Here is a 19494-nt window from a genome sequence, read left to right on the forward strand (position 1 = left end):
CATTTATTATAATTCCGGCACCTGTTACAAATCTATTTATCTTTATCTTTTACCGCTGCCGGGAATAACAGGAACCTAAAAAAATTTTACCCAGATTACAAAATTTGGGCAGGGAAGGATACTAGTATGCCTTTGAATTATTTGCCTCTGATAATAATGGTCCTGGGCCTGGCAGTGATGGCTGTAATCATAGTGACCAAGAAAAGGGAAGGTAGCTCTTCCAGGGAAGAGTTCTTTAAATCAAGCGGTTGGAAATACCAGAAAGGAAGTACGGCCCATCTTTGGGGGGATGATATGGAAAAAAGCAGTTTAAACTTTAAGTTGGGCGGTAAGGAAAAGGGAATAGACTGGACCTTGTGCTCCTATCTTTATATGGAGATTGAGTTTAAAAGGAACCAGCCTTATTCAATTTTTTCTGCGGTCATTCCTGATGCACCAAAAGGCTCTTGCCTTCTTATGCCGTATGGGGGACCCGCAGGGAATAAATCGGAAACCGGGGGCATTTTAGGAAATATCCCCTTAACAGTTATGGCTAATATTTGGAATATTAAGCGGGAGCAATTGTTATATTTTAAGCCTTTTGAATGTTCTAATCCAAAACTTAGGGGAGCTTTTGTTGCCTATGCAACTTCTGCTGATATTTTTAACCAGGTTATCACTGCTGAAAATGAATATGATCTTGTCTCTTATACCGGTGGTTTAAAAAATTTTGCCCAGCTGCCGCTGTTTTCATATGATTTTGGAAAGCTGGATATAAAAGTTACTTATACCCTGGAAAAGACGGAAGACATTAAAAATTTCATAGATTTAGGGGTAAAATTTGCCGCCGGTATTTCCCGCTAACAGGAGTAATTGGGCTTGGCCATAATAAAAGGGAACTTAAAAGTTCCCTTTTATTATTATTTTATAAATAAATTTAGGTGGCCTAAACTATTGCATAATAGGTACCTTGAATTCACCGGACATTTTAGTCCATTTTTCCTCTATATTAAATTTTCCGCAAACTTCTGTATCAGTAACAGAAGTTATTTCAAATTCCCCAATGGTAGTATCAGCAGTGGATACAGAAAGGGTGGTTCCCCCGGTAAGCCTGATGGAGGCAGAGGCATAATTATCTACCCATTCCTTTACATTGTAAGAACCAAGGCTGACTGGTACCGGATCACCTTCACCTACTACATTTACAGTGAACTGTAATACTGCCTGGCCGTCAGAGAGGGCAACATCCTTAAGGTTCTCTGAAGTCTCAAAATTAGCAATGTAGATAAACAGGCCCGTATTATTAGTAGAGTTAGAGATGGTGGCGGCCTGGGTACCGATAAGGTCCCAACTGATGGGCGCCCTGTCGGCATAGGCTCCGTTGGTAGATTCTACGGATACGGTGGTAGAAGAAGGACATTCCCCGCTTTCCTGGACTTCTTCAGGGGCAGGCTCTTCGGCTGGTTCAGTTTCCTCTACCATGGTTTCTGGTTCCGCTGCCTCGGTTTGCTCAGAAGTAATTTCAGGTTCAGTTTCCTGTACCGGGCTTGCTGTTTGTGCAGTAGAAGTGCTGGAATTGCCGCAGGCAGCAGCAAAAACAGCTAGAACAGCAATCACAAAAATGACCAACATCAGATTGGCAACTGTTTTCACTTTGGCCATTTTTTCTCCTTTCTCATAATTTGATATAGCGAGAATTAAAAAAGGTGACCTTAATTAAAAATTATTATAGATGAATTATAGAGATGAAAGGCGAAAAAGAAAATAAATATATAATATATTTTAGGACTTTATAGGGGAGGCATAATAGTAAAATACTAGCCTTATATAAATATAGTTTACGGGTGCCCAGGCCTGTGGGTGTAGCTGCAATTTTACATATAACCAGGGGTAAATGTATAATATAGGAGGTTTTAAAATTAAATCTAGGTAAAGGATGTCCATTGGAACCAAAAATATTGATGCTTATAGATGGAAACAATATAGCCTACCGGGCTTTTTATGCTTTGCCGGAAACTATTGCCACTACTGCCGGCACTACCACCAATGCCGTACTGGGTTTTACCAGTATGCTGTTTAAGCTTATCGAGGATTATCAGCCGGAAAGCATTATCGCTGCTTTTGATACCAGCGGCCCCACATTCAGGCATGAGGCTTACCGCCAGTATAAGATAAACCGCAAGAAAATGCCTGAAGGGCTGGGAGCACAGTTTCCCCTGATAAAGGAAGTACTGGCTGTTTTAAAAATACCTGTTTTAGAGAAAGAAGGCTATGAGGCTGATGATATTATTGCCACTGTGGCCCGGCAGGCCGGTTCAGGCTATGATCAGGTGCTGATTGTAAGCGGGGATAAAGATATCCTGCAACTGGTATCCGGTAAGGTTCAGGTAGTAGTAAACAAAAAAGGCATTACCGATACCCTTATCTATGACTCAAAACAGGTAAAAGAAAAATTTGGGGTTAGTCCTTCCCGCATAAAGGATTTGCTGGCTTTGATGGGTGACAGTTCGGATAATATTCCGGGAGTGATGGGTATAGGACCCAAAACTGCCCGGAAGCTGCTGGCCCAATTTTCCGGAGTAAAAGAAATATATCAAAACCTGGCCCAGGTTAAAAATGAAAAGTTGAGGTCTAATTTGGAGCAGCAGAAAGATATGGCCGAAATGAGCCTGGCCCTTACCCGGTTAAAGGATATTGAAGACCTGGGTTGGGAAGAATACCTGCATAAATCTTTTACCAATATTCAAAGACCTGAAGTGGAAAGGCTGTTTAACAACTTGGAGTTTAAGAACCTGTTAAAAAAGCTGGGTGATCTTAACCTGGGAGACAAAAAACTATCAGGGCCGGTTAACCGCAGATGGGAAAAGAAGGATCTGGCAGAGGTTACCTCCCCGCAAGATTTACTGGCTCTGTCAGAAAAAATAGATGACCGTTTGTATCTGCTTAAGCTGGAAACCAGTCCCCCCTCTTTGCTTCTATGCTCCGGTAACGGTCCTGCTTACCATGTTGAGCTGAACCGCTTAAATAAGGATGAGTTAAAAGACAGCCTGGCCCAGCTTTTGGCATCCCCGGTGTTAAAATGCGGGTATGATTTTAAAGGCATATATAAGTTGCTGATGGCCCTGGGCTGTCCCTTGAAGGGCAAAGTAGCTGATGTAAAAATAATGTATTTGCTTTTAAACCAGCACCTGCCTGATATAAGCTGGAAGGATTTGGCCTACAATATGTGCAGCCTGGACCTGGAGCAGGAACAAAAATGCGGCCAGATGCAGCTGGAACTGGGGACAGGGCCGGAACGTAATTTAGACCTGGGGCTGGCCAGTATTGGATTATTGGAGCAGATTTATGGGCAGCTGGAACAAAAGTTAAAACAGGAAGGGCTGGATAGGGTATATGCCCAGATTGAAGAGCCATTGATTGAGGTGCTGGCCAATATGGAATATAGGGGGGTTTATGTAGACCAGGCCTATCTAAATAAGCTGATAGTAGAATATGACCAGAATATAAGGGAGCTGGAGCAGGAAATCTTTGAGCTGTGTGGAGAAAAGTTTAACCTTAATTCTACCCAGCAGCTGGCTTCTATATTATATGAGAAACTCAAGCTTACCCCTACCAAGAGGACCAAGACCGGTTATTCTACTGATGCTTCCGCACTGTCTGCCATTTATGGCCAATCTCCGGTAATAGCCAAGATACTGGACTACCGGGAGTTAACCAAATTGAAGAATACCTATATAGACGTTTTGCCCAAGCTGGTTGAGCCCCGGGACGGAAGGATACATACCACCTATAATCAGATGGGTACCACTACCGGCCGTATTAGCTCCAATGATCCCAATTTACAGAATATTCCCATACGGACTTCTCTGGGTAAGAAGATCAGGAAAGCTTTCATCCCTGGTCCCGGTTATGACCTGATACTGGCCGCTGATTATTCCCAGATTGAACTGAGGGTGTTGGCCCATCTGTCAGGAGATGAAGGCTTGATTGATGCTTTCAACCAGGGCCAGGATATTCATTCCCGGACTGCTTCTGAAATATTTGGAGTAGATTACCAAAAGGTAGATGAAACTTTACGAAGAAAGGCAAAAGCTATTAATTTTGGCATAATCTACGGCATGACCAAATACGGCTTGATGGGCAGGCTGGATATTTCTGAGCAGGAAGCAGAAGATTATATCCAGGCCTATTTTGCCCGTTATCCCCAGGTAAAGACTTATCTAGACCAGCTTATAACTACTGCTTACAGCTGTGGCTATGCTACCACTATTTTTGGCCGGAAAAGGAAGATTGTAGAGCTGGGGAGCAGCAATGGGAGGCTTAGAAGCCTGGGAGAGAGGCTGGCGGTAAATACACCCATACAGGGAAGTGCTGCTGATATTATGAAACTGGCCATGATACAGGTTTACCGGCAGCTTAAACATCAACAGGTGGACAGCAATTTAATCCTCAATGTACATGATGAAGTGGTTCTGGAACTAAAGGAAGAAGACTCTGAAAAGGTGTCCAGGCTGGTTAGGGAATCCATGGAAGACTGCGTGAGCCTGAAGGTCCGTTTGAGGGTGGATGTAAATATCGGACCTAATTGGTATATTTAAAAAAAATATCTTATAATAAATATTTCAAAATATTGATAATTTTTATATTGCGTGATATTCTTTTTGGACTATTAAAAAGAGAGGGTGATTTATTTTAACATGTTTAAGGATAATTTAGACGGAAACATTACTGATGATAATTGTATGGTGGAGGATGAGAACGGTAATATGGTTCCCAATTACGACTTAACCATAATAGATTTTAACGAGGGAGACATTCTTAAGGGAAGGGTAGTGAAGATAGACAAGGATGAAGTGCTGATTGATATAGGGTACAAGTCTGAGGGAGTAATACCGTTATCTGAATTATCCATTAGAAACAATGCCAAACCCGAAGAGATAGTAAGCGTAGATGATACCGTAGAAATACTGGTGCTCCAGAAAGAAGACCAGGATGGAAGGTTGCTTCTTTCCAAAAAGAGGGCAGAAATAGAGAAGAATTTTGATATGGTAGAAGAGCTATACCGAAGCGGAGGCACCGTAGAGGGAGAAGTAATAGAATGTGTCAAGGGCGGATTAATATTAGACATAGGGTTAAGGGGCTTTTTACCGGCGTCACTTATAGATGTTAGAAAAACCAAGGAACTGGCCTCTTATATAGGGGAAAAATGTAAGTGTAAAATTATTGAGGTAGACCGCAACCGGAATAATGTAGTGCTGTCCAGAAAAGCCATTATTGAAGACGAGAGAAGAGAACAGAGAAAAGAAGTGCTGGAAAGCATAGAAGTAGGCCAGATAAGGAAGGGTGTTATTACCAGCATAGCTGAATTTGGCGCTTTTGTGGATGTGGATGGCGTGGATGGGCTTATCCATATTTCTGAGCTTTCTTGGAATCATGTAAAACATCCTTCAGAAGTAGTGGAAGTAAATGATGAAGTTGATGTCGAGATTTTGGATGTTGATTATGATAAGCAGAGGCTGTCTTTGGGGCTAAAACAAACCCAAAAAGATCCCTGGATGGAGAAAATAAAGCAGTTTACCAATGGCGATATTGTAAAGGGCAAAGTAACCAGGATAGTAAAATTTGGTTTATTTGTGCAAATAGAAGAAGGCATGGAAGGACTGGTGCATATTTCTGAACTAAGCAGCGAACCCATCAAGAGGCCCAGTGATGTGGCCAAGATCGGGGATGAGCTTATGGTCAGGATTATAGATATAGACTTTGATAAAAGAAGGATGGCCTTCAGCGTAAAACAGGTAGAAGAGCCTGCCCAGGACCAGAAAGAAGATAAGGAACCTGAAAAAGGGCAGGATACTACTACAGGGGACCAGGACCAGGAAAGCCCGGAAGAAGAGGTTTCCCAGGAAAAACAGGAAACCATACAGAAACTGCTAAAAGAAATGAAGGACGAAGCCAATCTGGAATAGGATTGGCCGGCCTTAGGCTTTAAGTATCATATAAATTCTGTTTAATTTTAGGCAGCCTAAGTGGCTGCCTAAAACTACATTCATTGATTTTTATCTTTTTTGATATATCATTTAATTATTCTGGCAGGGGACAGGGAGGATATAATTTTTATAATTGGAATAGTAGGAAAAATTGGTGCGGGAAAAACTACGGTTGCTTCCGGATTAGAAAAGCTGCTGCCCAATAGCAGGGTAATTGATGTAGATGGCCTGGCTAAAGGATTATATGAGAGCAAACCTGAATTGCTTAAGGATATAAGGCGGGACTTGGGGGAAGAGGTATTTAATAATGGCCAGCTAGACCTAAAAGCCCTTGCCTTGGAGGTGTTTGGCAGTAAAGCCCAGCTTACCAAGCTTAACCGGATTATGTTTCCTGCTATAAGGAGAGAAGTAAAGGAACAGGTTGATGCCAGCCAGGACCTGGATTATTTAATCATAGATGCAGCCATACTGTTTAGCTGTAAGCTCAACCTGCTGTGCCATTACGTAGTATGGGTAAAATCTCCTCCCCGGTACCGGAAAAAATTCTTAATCTCTCTGGGAATGCCGGAAGAGGAAGCCCAGCTAAAAATAAAGGGGCAGAAGATAAGGATAGACCGGAGCCTAGTGGATTTTACTTTGGAGAACACCAGGTCTGAAAAAAGATTGTGGTCAGGAATAGAAAATTTAGCCCAGGATATTATTCTCAGGAGCTCCAGCCATGGATCACAGGTTTGAAATTGTATCCAATTACCGGCCTCAGGGGGATCAGGGCAAAGCAATAGAACAGCTGTCTTCAGGGCTGCTGGAAGACCACAAGTTTTTAACTTTGCTGGGGGTAACCGGTTCTGGAAAAACCTACACTGTAGCCAATGTTATCAGTAAATTACAATTGCCAACCTTGGTTATCGCTCCCAATAAAACCCTGGCCGCCCAGCTGGCTAGTGAGTTTAAGGAGTTCTTTCCCCACAATGCCGTGGAATATTTTGTATCCTATTATGATTATTACCAGCCGGAAGCCTATATACCCAGCAAGGATATGTATATAGAGAAAGACACTTCCATCAATGAAGAAATAGAGAAATTGAGGCTTTCTGCTACCAACTCCCTTTATACCAGGAACGATGTGGTGGTAGTGGCCAGTGTGTCCTGCATTTATGGCTTGGGTTCCCCTACCGAATACGGCAAACAGAGAATAATACTAAAAACAGGCCAGGATTTCCCCCGGGACCAGTTAATACAAAGATTGGTAAATATCCGGTATGAGCGCAATGATTATGATTTTTCCAATGGCAAATTCAGGATAAAAGGAGATACGGCAGAGATCTTTCCTGCTTACCAGGACCGGGCTATAAGGGTACAGTATTTTGGGGATGAAGTGGAGAAAATAATGGAATTTAACCCGGTTTCGGGAGAAATCTACCAAGCTCAGGAAACAGTAGTAATATCTCCTGCCACTCATTTTTTAACTACTATGGAATGGGTAGAAAGGGCCCTGGAAACTATTGAACAGGAATTGGAGCAGAGGTTGAAATGGTTTAAGGACCAGGGGAAGCTTCTGGAAGCCCAGAGACTGGAATCCCGCACCCGTTATGATATGGAAATGATTGCCGAGCTGGGGTTTTGCAGCGGCATCGAAAACTATTCCCGCCATATATTGGGCAAAAAACCGGGGGAGACCCCTAATACCTTGATTGATTTTTTCCCGGATGAATTTTTGATGGTTATTGATGAATCCCATATTACCGTACCACAAATAAGGGGGATGTATGAAGGGGACCGGTCCCGTAAGCAGGTATTGGTAGATTATGGTTTTAGGCTGCCTTCCGCTTTGGATAACCGGCCCCTGCGATTTGAAGAGTTTGAACATAAAATAAAGCAGGTTATTTTCACTTCAGCTACTCCCGGGCCATATGAAAAATCTGCCAGCAAACAGGTAGTGGAGCAGATAATCAGGCCTACCGGCCTGATAGACCCGGAGGTGGTTATAAAGCCTACCCGGGGCCAGATTGATGACCTTATAGCAGAGATCAAACAAAGGACAGCGAGGGATGAAAGGGTTTTAATCACCACCCTTACCAAAAGAATGGCTGAAGACTTGGCCGATTACCTGGCCAGTCAAAATATTAAGGTAAGGTACCTTCATTCCACTATTGACACCATTGAAAGGATAGAAATCTTAAGGGGCTTAAGAAGCCGGGAGTTTGATGTGCTGGTGGGCATAAACCTGTTGAGGGAAGGATTGGATTTGCCGGAAGTTTCCCTGGTGGCCATACTGGATGCAGATAAAGAGGGCTTTTTAAGGTCGGAGATATCCCTGATACAAACCATTGGCCGGGCTGCCAGGAACGTAAATGGTAAGGTTATCATGTATGCCGACCATATGACCAAGGCTTTAAGCAGGGCTATGGGGGAAACGGAAAGAAGAAGAGCCATACAGATGGAATACAACCGGGAACATAATATTGTGCCTACTACTATAAGTAAGAATATAACTGATATACTGTATGCGGCAGGAATAAAATCCAAAAGCAAAAAAGAAGAATTTAAAGTTTCTCAAAAAAAAGCTGCTTATAGCGAATCCAAGCTGCTGGCCATGGATCCTGACCAGATTGCCCGTATACTGGGAGGCCTGGAGGAAGAAATGCACCGGGCTGCCGGGGATATGGAATTTGAGCAGGCGGCAGTTATAAGGGATCAGATAAAAAAGATAAAAAAGATTACCAATATTGAGGTTTAAAGTTGAAATCAGAAATATATATTAAAGGCGCCCGGGAGCATAACCTTAAGAATATAAGTTTAAGGATACCCCGGGAAAAATTTATAGTATTTACAGGGGTAAGCGGCTCCGGCAAGTCTTCCCTGGCTTTTGATACCCTATATGCCGAAGGCCAGAGAAGGTATGTGGAATCCCTTTCCTCCTATGCCCGGCAGTTTTTGGGCCAGATGGACAAACCGGATGTGGATTTAATTGAAGGCCTGTCTCCTGCGGTATCCATTAACCAAAAGGGGGTATCCCATAATCCCCGGTCCACAGTGGGTACCATTACCGAGATATATGACTATTTAAGGGTATTGTATGCCCAAATAGGTAAACCCCACTGCTATCAATGCGGGCGTCCGGTAGATAAGCAAACGGTAGATCAAATGGCAGACCGGGTACTGGACCTGGAGCCGGGAACCAAATTCCAGGTCCTGGCCCCGGTAGTCAGGGGCCGGAAAGGGGAATATGTAAAACTATTTGAAAATATCAAGAAGGAAGGCTATGCCAGGGTAAGGGTGGACGGCCAGGTCCATGAGCTGGACCAGGACTTTTCCCCTAACCTGGATAAGAATGTAAAGCATGATATTGATATTGTAATTGACAGGCTAAAGATAAAAGAGGGGGTCCGGTCCAGGCTTACCGAAGATTTGGAAACTGCTTTAAGGGAAAGCGAAGGTTTGGCTTATATTCATTTGCCGGATACCAACCAGCTTATGACTTTTTCGGAAAATTTCTCATGTGTGGAATGCGGTATAGATTTTGAGGAGCTTACTCCCCGGATGTTCTCTTTCAATAATCCTTATGGGGCCTGCCCGGCTTGTACCGGCCTGGGCAGCAAGAAGGAAGCTGACCCCAGCCTGATCGTAAAAAGGCCTGACCTGAGCATCAATTCTGGAGCTATTCCCTTTATTAATATGGGTTATTCCAATTACTATTCCCAGATAATAAAAAACCTGGCCTCTGAATATAATTTTGACCTGGACCGTCCTTTCCAGGACTTGGACCAGGCCGTACAGGACTTGCTGCTGTACGGGGGTAACGGCCACAAGATGCGAATAAGCTACCGGGGTTACAAGGGCAGGCGCAAATTCTACTATGTAAAGTTTGATGGCCTGGCTCATATGGTGGGAAGAAGATATGTGGAAACTGATTCAGAATACCAGAGAAACAAATATGATGAGCTTATGGTGACCAAGCCCTGCAGCAGCTGTGGGGGCCAGAGGCTAAGGCCGGAAGTGCTGGCGGTTACTATTGGCGGTAAATCTATTGCCGACTTCTGCCAGCTTACCATAGCCCAGGAGATAGCTTGGCTGGATAAGCTGGAACTGGATAAGAGGGATATGCTCATAGCCAAGGGCATATTAAAGGAAATAAGGGAACGATTAACATTTTTAAAGGATGTAGGATTGGAGTACCTTACCCTGGCCCGGGAAGCCGGCACCCTTTCCGGAGGGGAATCACAGAGGATACGCCTGGCCACCCAGATTGGCTCCGGCCTGGTAGGAGTGCTGTATATACTGGATGAGCCCAGCATAGGATTGCATCAGAGGGATAACAGCAAGCTAATAGAAGCTTTAAAGAGATTGAGGGATTTGGGCAATACCATTGTGGTAATAGAGCATGATGAGGAAACTATCCGGCAGGCAGACCATATTGTGGATATTGGGCCTGGAGCGGGGGTTCATGGGGGACGGCTGGTGTGCAGCGGCAGCCTGAAAGATATATGCGGGTGCAGCCAGTCTGTCACCGGTAAGTACCTTAAGGGGGAAAAGTCTATTAAAGTACCTTCCAAAAGAAGGAAAGGCAACGGACATTACCTAACTGTTAGGGGGGCCCGTGAACATAATTTAAAATCCATTGAAGCAAAGATACCATTGGGTAAATTTGTATCGGTTACCGGCGTTTCCGGTTCTGGTAAGAGTACCCTGGTAAATGAGACATTGTATCCCGCACTGCACAATGTTTTAAACCGCACCCATCACTGGACGGGGGCCCATGACAGGCTGGAAGGTTATGATAAGCTGGACAAAGTAATAGTAATAGACCAGTCTCCCATAGGCAGGACTCCCCGGTCCAATCCGGCTACCTATACCGGTGTGTTTACTTATATCAGGGAGCTTTTTGCTAAAACCACTGAAGCCAAGATGAAGGGTTATAAACCGGGAAGGTTTTCTTTCAATGTAAAAGGCGGCAGGTGTGAGGCCTGCAAGGGTGACGGGTTGATTAAAATAGAAATGCACTTTTTGCCGGACATATATGTACCCTGCGAGGTATGCAAGGCTAGAAGGTATAACCGGGAGACCCTGGAAATAAAGTATAAGGGTAAAAATATCGACCAGGTGTTAAATATGACCATAGAGGAAGCCTTTAATTTCTTTAAAAATATTCCCAGGATTGCAGCCAAGCTTAAAGTAATAAATGATGTTGGTTTAGGATATATACAGCTGGGGCAGTCCTCCACTACCCTTTCCGGGGGAGAAGCCCAGAGGGTTAAGCTGGCAACTGAACTGTCTAAAAGGAGTACCGGTAAGACCCTGTACCTTTTGGATGAGCCTACTACCGGATTGCATTTTGATGACATAAACAAGCTGTTAAAGGTACTCAACAAGCTGGTGGATGCCGGTAATACAGTGCTGGTCATAGAGCATAACCTGGAGGTTATCAAAAATGCCGATTATATTATTGACCTGGGGCCTGAAGGGGGAGATGCGGGAGGCCGCATCGTAGCGGAAGGGAGCCCTGAGCAGCTGGCAAGGTGCAAAAAGTCTTATACCGGGTATTTCCTAAAGCCCTACCTTAAGGTAAATAAGGAAAAAACCAGGGCATAGCCATGGAACAGAACAACTTAAAAAAAATCCTGGATATATTGCCCCATAAGCCGGGGGTGTACCTGTTTAAGGATGAAAAGGCCAATACCATATACGTGGGCAAGGCTAAAGACTTAAATAAAAGGGTAAGGAGTTATTTTACCCATAAGAAAGACCAGGATTTTGGTACCAGGATAAACCAGTTTTTTTATCAGGTAAAAAAGATTGACTATATAGTTACCGATAGCGAAGCGGAAGCATTGGTGCTGGAAAGCAGCCTTATTAAGAAAAATCATCCCCGCTATAATGTAGATTTAAAGGATGACAAGTCCTATCCTTTTATCGTCATTACCGAAAAAGAGAGGTATCCCCGCTTATTCCTTACCCGTAACCGCAATTTGAAGGGGGCCCGGTATTTCGGCCCTTATACCAATGTCAGGCCGGTCAGGAATGTTCTGGAAACTTTAAGGAAATCATTTAAGGTAAGGGATTGCAGGCAGGCTTCGCCCGGCAAGAAAAATAATAGCCCCTGTTTAAACTATCATATAAACCTATGCTCTGCTCCCTGTATCGGAGCTATAAGCGAGGAGGATTACCGCCGCAACATGGATTATATTGCCATGTTTTTAAAGGGCAAAAGCAGCATAGTAAAAGACAGGCTTTTAAAGCAGATACAGCAGCATGTCCAAAAACAGGAGTATGAGCAGGCATCAGAGCTGAAAAACATATTGAAGAATATTGAAGCCCTGTACCAGCAGCAAAAAATAGTGCTGCATGACAGCCAGGTCTGGGATGTTCTGGGATACAGCCAGCAGGAAAATATGGCAGCAGTCAGCTTCTTCTCCTACAGGGAGGGGGAACTGGCAGTGATAAACAACTTTCTTATAAACCATATCCAGTACATGTCTTACAGCGATATAATGTCCGGGTTTATTACCAGGTATTATGAGAACATCAACAATATGCCTTCCACCATATATATTTCCCGGCAAATGGAGGGAAGGGAGGCTTTAACTGATTGGTTATACCGGCAGAAGGACAAAAAAACTAAAATAAAGATTCCCCTCAAAGGCGAAAAAAGAAGGATCATGGATATGGCAAATAGAAATGCCCAGCTGTATATGGAAAAAAAGAAGTTTGAAAAAGACAGCGGGCACAGCAAATTATATAAGGAGCTGTTAAAACTAAAACAGATACTTAAGCTTAATGCCATACCCAGGCACATGGAATGCTATGATATTTCCAATCTTGGGGCCAGTTTTGCCGTGGGCTCCATGGTGGTATTTGCAGACGGCAGCCCGGTTAAGGAAAACTACCGCCATTTTAGGATCCGCAGCATTGGAGGCCAGGATGATTATGCCATGCTGGATGAGGTTTTAAGCCGTAGGCTGTCTCACCTTCAAGGCAGCGGGATGGATATAGAGAACAGTTTTAATACTGTACCTGACTTAATTATAATCGATGGGGGAAAGGGTCAGTATAATGTGGGCCGGAAGGTTCTTGTCCGGTATGGCCTGGACCAAATAGACCTTATAAGCATAGCCAAGAGGGAAGAAGTAATTTTTGCCAAGAGTTTTCCGGAAGGGATAAAACTGGAGCTGGGAAGTCCCCATATGAGGATAATCACCAATATCCGGGACCAGGCCCATCATTTTGCAGTAAGCTATCATAGGCGCTTAAGGAGCAAGTACATGGTATGGTCCGTACTGGAGGAGATAAAGGGCATAGGCCCTAAGAAGATAAAATATATCCGCCAGCAGGTGGGTTCCCTGGGGGAACTTAAACACTATTCTGTAGAAAATTTAATGAATATAAAGGGAATCAGTTACAAAGATGCCTTAAATATATATAATTACTGGCATAAGTAAACCAAGGGAAGGGTTTAATTTTGCTTAGATGGATTCTGGACTGGGTTATTATGACCTTTTCCATAACAGTGGCTTCCTATTTTTTACCTTTTATAGATATTATGGCCGATACGGTAGGTGAAAAATTTTGGATAGCTTTTTTGGCAGGCCTGCTGCTGGGCCTGCTGCACACTTTTATAAAACCTGTAGTCAGGTTTCTTTCTTTACCTATCAACATATTAACCCTGGGGCTATTCAATATTGTAATAAATGCTGGTATGCTATGGATTGTTGATTATTTTCTAAAAGGCCTGGCAGTGAAGGGCTTCTGGGGCTATATTGCCAGTTCTGTAGTTATAAGCATAATCAGTATAATTTTAACCAAGATAGTTTATTATGAAAGACGATCAAGGAAATAGGGTCAGCCTGGTAATAATTACGGGGTTGTCCGGTGCCGGAAAAACTGAAGCCCTAAATTATTTTGAAGATGCTGGTTATTACTGTATTGATAACCTTCCGGCCAGCCTTTTGCTGGGCCTTATTGATTTTTTCTCTTCCAGCCGCAACCTTATCAATAAGATAGCAGTGGCTATTGATCTAAGGAGCGGTTACTTTTTTGATCATATATACCAGGCTTTGGAAGAGCTGGAGAGAAAAAAAATAGATTTCAAGATATTGTTTCTGGAAGCTTCCAAAAGCGTCATTGTAAACCGGTATTCCCTTACCCGTAGAAAACACCCCCTGGTAGAATATGGAGATATAGCCCAGGGCGTAGAGCAGGAAAGGGATAAGATGGACAAGCTAAGGCAGAGGGCGGACCTGGTTATAGATACTACCCTGCTCAATGCCAAGGAGCTCCGTATTGCCATTACCGAGCGGCTGGTCACCGGTATCAAGAAAAGTAAGCTGCTGCAGATATCAGTTACCTCCTTTGGCTATAAATACGGTCTGCCGGAAAACGTTGATTTGGTTTTGGACGTAAGATTTTTACCCAATCCTTTTTATGATAAAGATTTAAAGGATTTTAATGGCACCCATCAGAAGGTTATTGATTTTGTGCTGGGCAGGGACGAGACTAAAAAGTTTTTAAGGATGTTGGAGAAAATGCTTGATTTCCTTATCCCCAATTATATTGCAGAAGGGAAAAGTTATCTGGGTATCGGTATAGGCTGCAGCGGGGGAAAGCACCGGTCGGTAGTACTGGCGGAAAAAATTGGCGATTACCTGCAAATGAAGGGTTATTCGGTTAAAACCACCCATCGGGACATTAATAAGGAATAGTTAAATATAAATAATTTCTTATTGGCTCCCATATATTATATAATAACCTAAATTGTGCTTTTAAATTATAGATAATTTTGTTAAAATCTTTTAATTTATAATTTTGAAACTATAAAATAATAATTATTTATCAAGGGAGGAACCAAATGGCAATAAAAGTAGGAATTAATGGTTTTGGTAGGATTGGAAGACAAACATTAAGGGCAGCTTTGAAATACGATAAGGGCGAAGGCTTAGATTTCGTGGCCATTAATGATTTAACTGATGCCAAAACCCTGGCCCATCTCCTCAAATATGATTCTGTTTATGGAATCATGGAAGAGGAAGTTAGGGTAGACGGCGACAGCATAGTGGTGGGACAAGATAGGATCAAGGTTATGTCCATTAAGGATCCGGCCCAGATACCCTGGGGCGAATTGGGAGTGGATGTAGTGCTGGAAGCTACCGGCATATTCAGGAAGAGAGAGCAGGCTCAGCTGCATTTGGATGCAGGAGCCAAAAAGGTGATAGTTTCAGCTCCCATGAAAGGCGGAGGCGCAGACATAACCCTGGTATTGGGAGTTAACCACCAGGATTATGATAAGGATAATCACCATATTATCAGCAATGCTTCCTGTACCACCAATGGCCTGGCGCCTATCTGCAAAATATTAAATGATAAATTTGGCATCGAGAGCGGGTTTATGACTACCGTACATGCTTATACCAATGACCAGAAGCTATTGGATCTGCCCCATTCTGACCTTAGAAGGGCCAGAGCTGCCGCTATGTCTATTATACCTACTTCTACCGGAGCGGCTAAGGCTATCGGTCTGGTAATACCAGAACTGGAAGGCAAGCTGGATGGCTTGGCTTTAAGGACCCCCATACCGGTAGGCTCTATTATTGATTTGGTAGTTAAACTGAACCAGGATGCCTCCATACAGGAAATTAACCAGGCTATAGCTGAAGGGGCCCAGGCTCCAGAGTTTGAGGGCATTATCCAGTATAGTGAAGAGCCCCTGGTATCCATAGATATAGTAGGCAACCCCCATTCTACCATTTTTGATGCTCCCAGCACCATGAAGGTGGGGGATCTTACCAAGGTTATGACCTGGTATGATAATGAATGGGGCTACAGCTGCCGATGCAAGGATTTGATTAAATTCTTGATGAAATAATAATTATACTTTAATAGCAAAATAACCGGGGCATGACCCCGGTTATTTATTGGAAAAGCAAGGTGGTGCAAAATGTTTAGTAAAAAAACCATAAAGGATATAGACGTAGCCCGTAAAAAGGTATTGGTAAGGGTAGATTATAATGTACCCTTGGATGAAAACCTTCAAGTAACAGACAATACCCGAATAAAGCTTTCCCTGGAAACGGTAAATTACCTAATTGAAAAAAAGTCCAAGGTGATACTGATGGCGCATCTGGGCCGTCCCAAGGGAGAGCCGGATGATAAATTCAGGCTGGATCCTGCTGCCCGGGAATTGGAAAAAATGATAGGGGTTAAGGTAAAAAAATTTGATGAGACTGTATCGGAACAAATAAAGGATTATATTGATAACACCATGGATTTTGGGGAAGTAGTGATGTTGGAAAATGTAAGGTTTAACCCTGGTGAGAAATCAAACGATCCCCAGTTTGCCCAATCCCTGGCCTCCCTGGCAGAAATTTTTGTAGACGATGCTTTTGGGGCAGCCCACCGGGCACATGCTTCAGTGGCAGGGGTAGCGGAGTATCTGCCGGCAGTGGCCGGTTTCCTGCTGCAGAAAGAAGTAGAAACCCTGGATTCGCTGCTGGAGAATCCCCAGAGGCCTTTTATAGCTTTGTTGGGAGGCAGCAAGGTTTCAGACAAGATTCAGGTTATTAAGAATTTTCTAGGCAAAGTGGACACCCTTATTTTGGGGGGAGGTATGAGCTATACCTTCTTTAAGGCCAAGGGATATGAAATCGGCACTTCCATTTGTGAAGATGACCAGCTGGATTATGCCCGGGAGATGCTGGAGCTGGCTAAAAAAAACAATGTGAAGTTTTTGCTTCCCATGGATATAGTGGTATCCAAGGAATATGATAAGGATTCAGATAAACAAACTGTGTCAGTGCAGTCCATACCGGTAGACTGGATGGGTATGGATTTAGGGGAGAAAAGTATTGAGCTTTACCGCCAGGAAATTGCCAAAGCTGCTACCATTTTCTGGAATGGGCCCTTTGGGGTGTTTGAATGGGAAAGATTTGAAAATGGGACCAGGAATATAGCAGAAGCAGTAGCCCAGAGTAATGCGGTTACCGTAGTAGGGGGCGGAGATACACTGGCGGCCATTAAGAAATATAACCTGTCCGGTCAATTTACCCATGTATCCAGTGGCGGTGGAGCAGCTATGGAGCTTCTGGAAGGCAAAGTTCTGCCGGGAGTTGCCGCTTTAATGGACAAGTAAAAGAAAGGTGATCAAGATGAGAGTACCCTTTATAGCGGGTAACTGGAAAATGAATATGACCCATATGGAGGCCATCAAGTTTTTTAATGATTTAGAGTTCAAGTTTGAAAACAAGCATGGTGCTGATATAGCCGTATGTCCTCCTTTTACTGCCTTAAGATCAGCCCAAACCTTGTTGGAGGCCAATAAGCTTAAGGTAAGTTTGGGTGCCCAGAACATGTTTTATGAGGAAAGTGGAGCCTATACGGGAGAGATATCCCCGGCCATGCTAAAAGCTATGGGGATAAATTATGTAATTTTGGGCCATAGTGAGCGAAGACAGTATTTTAAGGAAACTGACCAGGATATTAATAAAAAGATAAAGGCTGCATTTAATCACGGGTTGAAGCCTATACTGTGCATTGGAGAGACTTTAGAGATTAGGGAGGAAGGCCGGGAGCAGTCTTTTGTACTGAATCAACTGGTGCAGTGCCTGGAAGATATAAAGCTTAAGCAGTTATTACTGTTAACTGTGGCCTACGAGCCCATATGGGCTATTGGCACCGGGAAAACGGCTACGGTCCAGGATGCCAATTCCATGTGCAGGGATATCAGGGAAAAGCTATCTTCTATTTATGGACAGACGGCAGCAGATACAGTAAGAATTCAATATGGCGGCAGTGTTAAGCCGGATAATATTAGTGAACTGATGGCTGCAGCTGATATAGATGGCGCGCTGGTGGGAGGCGCCAGCCTCAAGGTGGATGATTTTCTGTCTATAATCAATTATTAGCTGGTGTGCTAATTCCCGTGATTTAAATCCTAAAGGAACGGATTGAAGTTTTATGGTGAAAAAAAACAGAAAAAGACCGGTTTGCCTGATTATACTGGATGGTTGGGGAACATGCTGTGAACTGGAAGGTAATGCCATTTATCTGGGTAATACCCCCAATATGGATGAATACGTGGGTAACTACCCCTACACGGAATTGGAAGCTTCAGGTGAAGCGGTTGGCCTGCCTGAAGGCCAGATGGGTAATTCCGAGGTAGGGCATTTAAATATTGGGGCCGGAAGGACAGTCTACCAGGAATATACCCGAATAAACAAATCCATATCCAGTGGCCAGTTCTTTGAAAATGAAGTCTTGCTTAAAGCCATGTCCCAGGCAAAAAAAAGCGGAAAACAAGCCCTGCATTTAATGGGCCTGGTGTCAGATGGGGGAGTACACAGCCACATGGGACACCTGGAAGCCTTGGTTAAGCTGGCGGCTTCCCAGGGCATATCCCACCTTTACCTGCATGCTTTTTTGGATGGCAGGGATGTTCCGCCCCGAAGCGCTATTCCCTATTTGGAACAAGCAGAGCAAATACTAAAACAGAACGGCATAGGGGAAATAGCTACAGTAAGCGGAAGGTATTATGCCATGGACAGGGACAACCGCTGGGACCGGACTAAAAAAGCTTACCATACCATGGTTTACCGGCAAGGCCGGCATTATACGGATTACAGGCAAGTGGTACAGGATTCCTATAATCAGGGAAAAGATGATGAATTTGTCATTCCGGCTTTGATAGGGGTGCATGATGAGGACTGTGCCAGGATAAAGGAAGGGGACTCGATAATATTCTTTAATTTTAGGCCGGACAGGGCCCGGCAGCTTACCCGGTCCTTTATCAGTGAGGACTTTGAGCTGTTTGACCGGGGACCTAATCCGCCCCAGGTATTTTTTGTATGCTTGACCCAGTATGATAAAAATTTTGAGGCAGCAGTAGCTTTTCCTCAGAATAAAATTAAAAATACCCTGGGTGAGGTCCTGGCCAAACATAGCCTAAGGCAATTAAGGATTGCTGAAACCGAGAAGTATGCCCATGTTACCTTTTTCTTTAATGGAGGCGTTGAAAAACCAAACCCTCTGGAAGACAGGATACTTATTCCTTCCCCTTTAGTGGCTACTTATGACCTTAAGCCTGAAATGAGCGCCTTTCAGGTGACTGATACTTTGCTGGAAAAAATTGAAAAAGAACTCTATGATGTAATTGTGGTAAATTATGCCAACCCGGATATGGTGGGACATACCGGATTTTTAGATGCTGCCATAAAAGCGGTGGAAACGGTGGATCAGTGTGTAGGCAGGGTGATAAATAAATTGCAGGAAGTAGGAGGATTGGGTATAATAACCGCCGACCATGGAAACGTGGAAGAAATGATAGATCCGGTTACCGGGGGTACAGTAACCAAACATTCCAATTCCAAGGTGCCTTTTGTGATTTGTGACAAAAGTATAGGTAAATTAAGGGAAAATGTAGAACCTAAGCTCTGTGATATAGCTCCCACCTTGCTGGATATCCTGGGCATTGAAAAACCAGCGGACATGACTGGTATTTCATTATTGGAGAGGTTTTAATAACATATTTTGATATTTTTGTTTT

14 protein-coding genes are annotated in these 19494 nt (G+C 43.6%); 13 read left to right on the forward strand and 1 reads right to left on the reverse strand.

Annotation, left to right across the window (positions count from 1 at the left end; translation table 11 throughout):
* Positions 1-126 precede the first annotated feature (126 nt).
* Positions 127-843 carry a hypothetical protein gene (locus PHN32_06605; protein ID MDD3777259.1) on the forward strand — a complete coding sequence of 239 codons (717 nt, stop codon included), beginning with the start codon at positions 127-129 and terminating at the stop codon, positions 841-843.
* 87 nt (positions 844-930) lie between these two features.
* On the opposite strand, the gene PHN32_06610 is transcribed toward PHN32_06605, so the two are convergent.
* Positions 931-1641: a hypothetical protein gene (locus tag PHN32_06610; GenBank protein ID MDD3777260.1), complete on the reverse strand. Its 711-nt coding sequence runs from the start codon at positions 1639-1641 to the stop codon at positions 931-933.
* 281 nt (positions 1642-1922) lie between these two features.
* Here PHN32_06610 and polA point away from each other — a divergent pair, with 281 nt between their 5' ends.
* From polA to gpmI, 12 genes are all read left to right on the forward strand, one after another.
* Complete coding sequence (polA, locus tag PHN32_06615) at positions 1923-4577, forward strand: DNA polymerase I (protein MDD3777261.1); 2655 nt, start codon at positions 1923-1925, stop codon at positions 4575-4577.
* Positions 4578-4676: 99 nt separating this feature from the next.
* A complete protein-coding gene (gene rpsA / locus PHN32_06620; protein ID MDD3777262.1) occupies positions 4677-5945 on the forward strand; it encodes a 30S ribosomal protein S1 in 1269 nt (422 codons plus the stop codon).
* Positions 5946-6044: 99 nt separating this feature from the next.
* Positions 6045-6701 carry a dephospho-CoA kinase gene (gene coaE, locus PHN32_06625; GenBank protein MDD3777263.1) on the forward strand — a complete coding sequence of 219 codons (657 nt, stop codon included), beginning with the start codon at positions 6045-6047 and terminating at the stop codon, positions 6699-6701.
* The gene (uvrB, locus tag PHN32_06630) at positions 6685-8703 is read left to right on the forward strand and encodes an excinuclease ABC subunit UvrB (protein MDD3777264.1); all 2019 of its coding nucleotides are present in this window, start codon (positions 6685-6687) and stop codon (positions 8701-8703) included. The genes coaE and uvrB overlap by 17 nt, the downstream gene beginning before the upstream one ends.
* A 2-nt stretch (positions 8704-8705) precedes the next feature.
* The gene (uvrA, locus tag PHN32_06635) at positions 8706-11555 is read left to right on the forward strand and encodes an excinuclease ABC subunit UvrA (GenBank protein MDD3777265.1); all 2850 of its coding nucleotides are present in this window, start codon (positions 8706-8708) and stop codon (positions 11553-11555) included.
* A gap of 2 nt (positions 11556-11557) precedes the next feature.
* Positions 11558-13402: an excinuclease ABC subunit UvrC gene (gene uvrC / locus PHN32_06640; GenBank protein MDD3777266.1), complete on the forward strand. Its 1845-nt coding sequence runs from the start codon at positions 11558-11560 to the stop codon at positions 13400-13402.
* Between the two features lie 20 nt (positions 13403-13422).
* Entirely contained in the window at positions 13423-13800 is a 378-nt protein-coding gene (locus PHN32_06645; protein MDD3777267.1) for a phage holin family protein, read from the forward strand.
* The gene (gene rapZ / locus PHN32_06650; protein ID MDD3777268.1) at positions 13778-14662 is read left to right on the forward strand and encodes an RNase adapter RapZ; all 885 of its coding nucleotides are present in this window, start codon (positions 13778-13780) and stop codon (positions 14660-14662) included. Before PHN32_06645 ends, rapZ begins: the two co-directional genes overlap by 23 nt.
* Before the next feature lie 146 nt (positions 14663-14808).
* A complete protein-coding gene (gene gap, locus PHN32_06655) occupies positions 14809-15822 on the forward strand; it encodes a type I glyceraldehyde-3-phosphate dehydrogenase (protein MDD3777269.1) in 1014 nt (337 codons plus the stop codon).
* A gap of 72 nt (positions 15823-15894) precedes the next feature.
* On the forward strand, positions 15895-17085 hold the full coding sequence (locus tag PHN32_06660; protein ID MDD3777270.1) for a phosphoglycerate kinase: 1191 nt from the start codon (positions 15895-15897) through the stop codon (positions 17083-17085).
* A gap of 16 nt (positions 17086-17101) precedes the next feature.
* On the forward strand, positions 17102-17857 hold the full coding sequence (gene tpiA / locus PHN32_06665) for a triose-phosphate isomerase (protein MDD3777271.1): 756 nt from the start codon (positions 17102-17104) through the stop codon (positions 17855-17857).
* Positions 17858-17909: 52 nt separating this feature from the next.
* Complete coding sequence (gpmI, locus tag PHN32_06670) at positions 17910-19469, forward strand: 2,3-bisphosphoglycerate-independent phosphoglycerate mutase (protein ID MDD3777272.1); 1560 nt, start codon at positions 17910-17912, stop codon at positions 19467-19469.
* Positions 19470-19494 lie beyond the last annotated feature (25 nt).

It is taken from the genome of Actinomycetota bacterium, from assembly GCA_028698215.1.
Lineage (GTDB): Bacteria > Actinomycetota > Humimicrobiia > Humimicrobiales > Humimicrobiaceae > Halolacustris.

Bases quoted from the DNA above. Each gene is read 5' to 3' on its own strand.
- uvrB (MDD3777264.1), top strand. From the start codon at position 6,685: ATGGATCACAGGTTTGAAATTGTATCCAATTACCGGCCTCAGGGGGAT.
- gpmI (MDD3777272.1), top strand. From the start codon at position 17,910: ATGGTGAAAAAAAACAGAAAAAGACCGGTTTGCCTGATTATACTGGAT.
- rpsA (MDD3777262.1), top strand. From the start codon at position 4,677: ATGTTTAAGGATAATTTAGACGGAAACATTACTGATGATAATTGTATG.
- tpiA (MDD3777271.1), top strand. From the start codon at position 17,102: ATGAGAGTACCCTTTATAGCGGGTAACTGGAAAATGAATATGACCCAT.
- PHN32_06605 (MDD3777259.1), top strand. From the start codon at position 127: ATGCCTTTGAATTATTTGCCTCTGATAATAATGGTCCTGGGCCTGGCA.
- gap (MDD3777269.1), top strand. From the start codon at position 14,809: ATGGCAATAAAAGTAGGAATTAATGGTTTTGGTAGGATTGGAAGACAA.
- rapZ (MDD3777268.1), top strand. From the start codon at position 13,778: ATGAAAGACGATCAAGGAAATAGGGTCAGCCTGGTAATAATTACGGGG.
- PHN32_06660 (MDD3777270.1), top strand. From the start codon at position 15,895: ATGTTTAGTAAAAAAACCATAAAGGATATAGACGTAGCCCGTAAAAAG.
- uvrC (MDD3777266.1), top strand. From the start codon at position 11,558: ATGGAACAGAACAACTTAAAAAAAATCCTGGATATATTGCCCCATAAG.
- PHN32_06610 (MDD3777260.1), bottom strand. From the start codon at position 1,641: ATGGCCAAAGTGAAAACAGTTGCCAATCTGATGTTGGTCATTTTTGTG.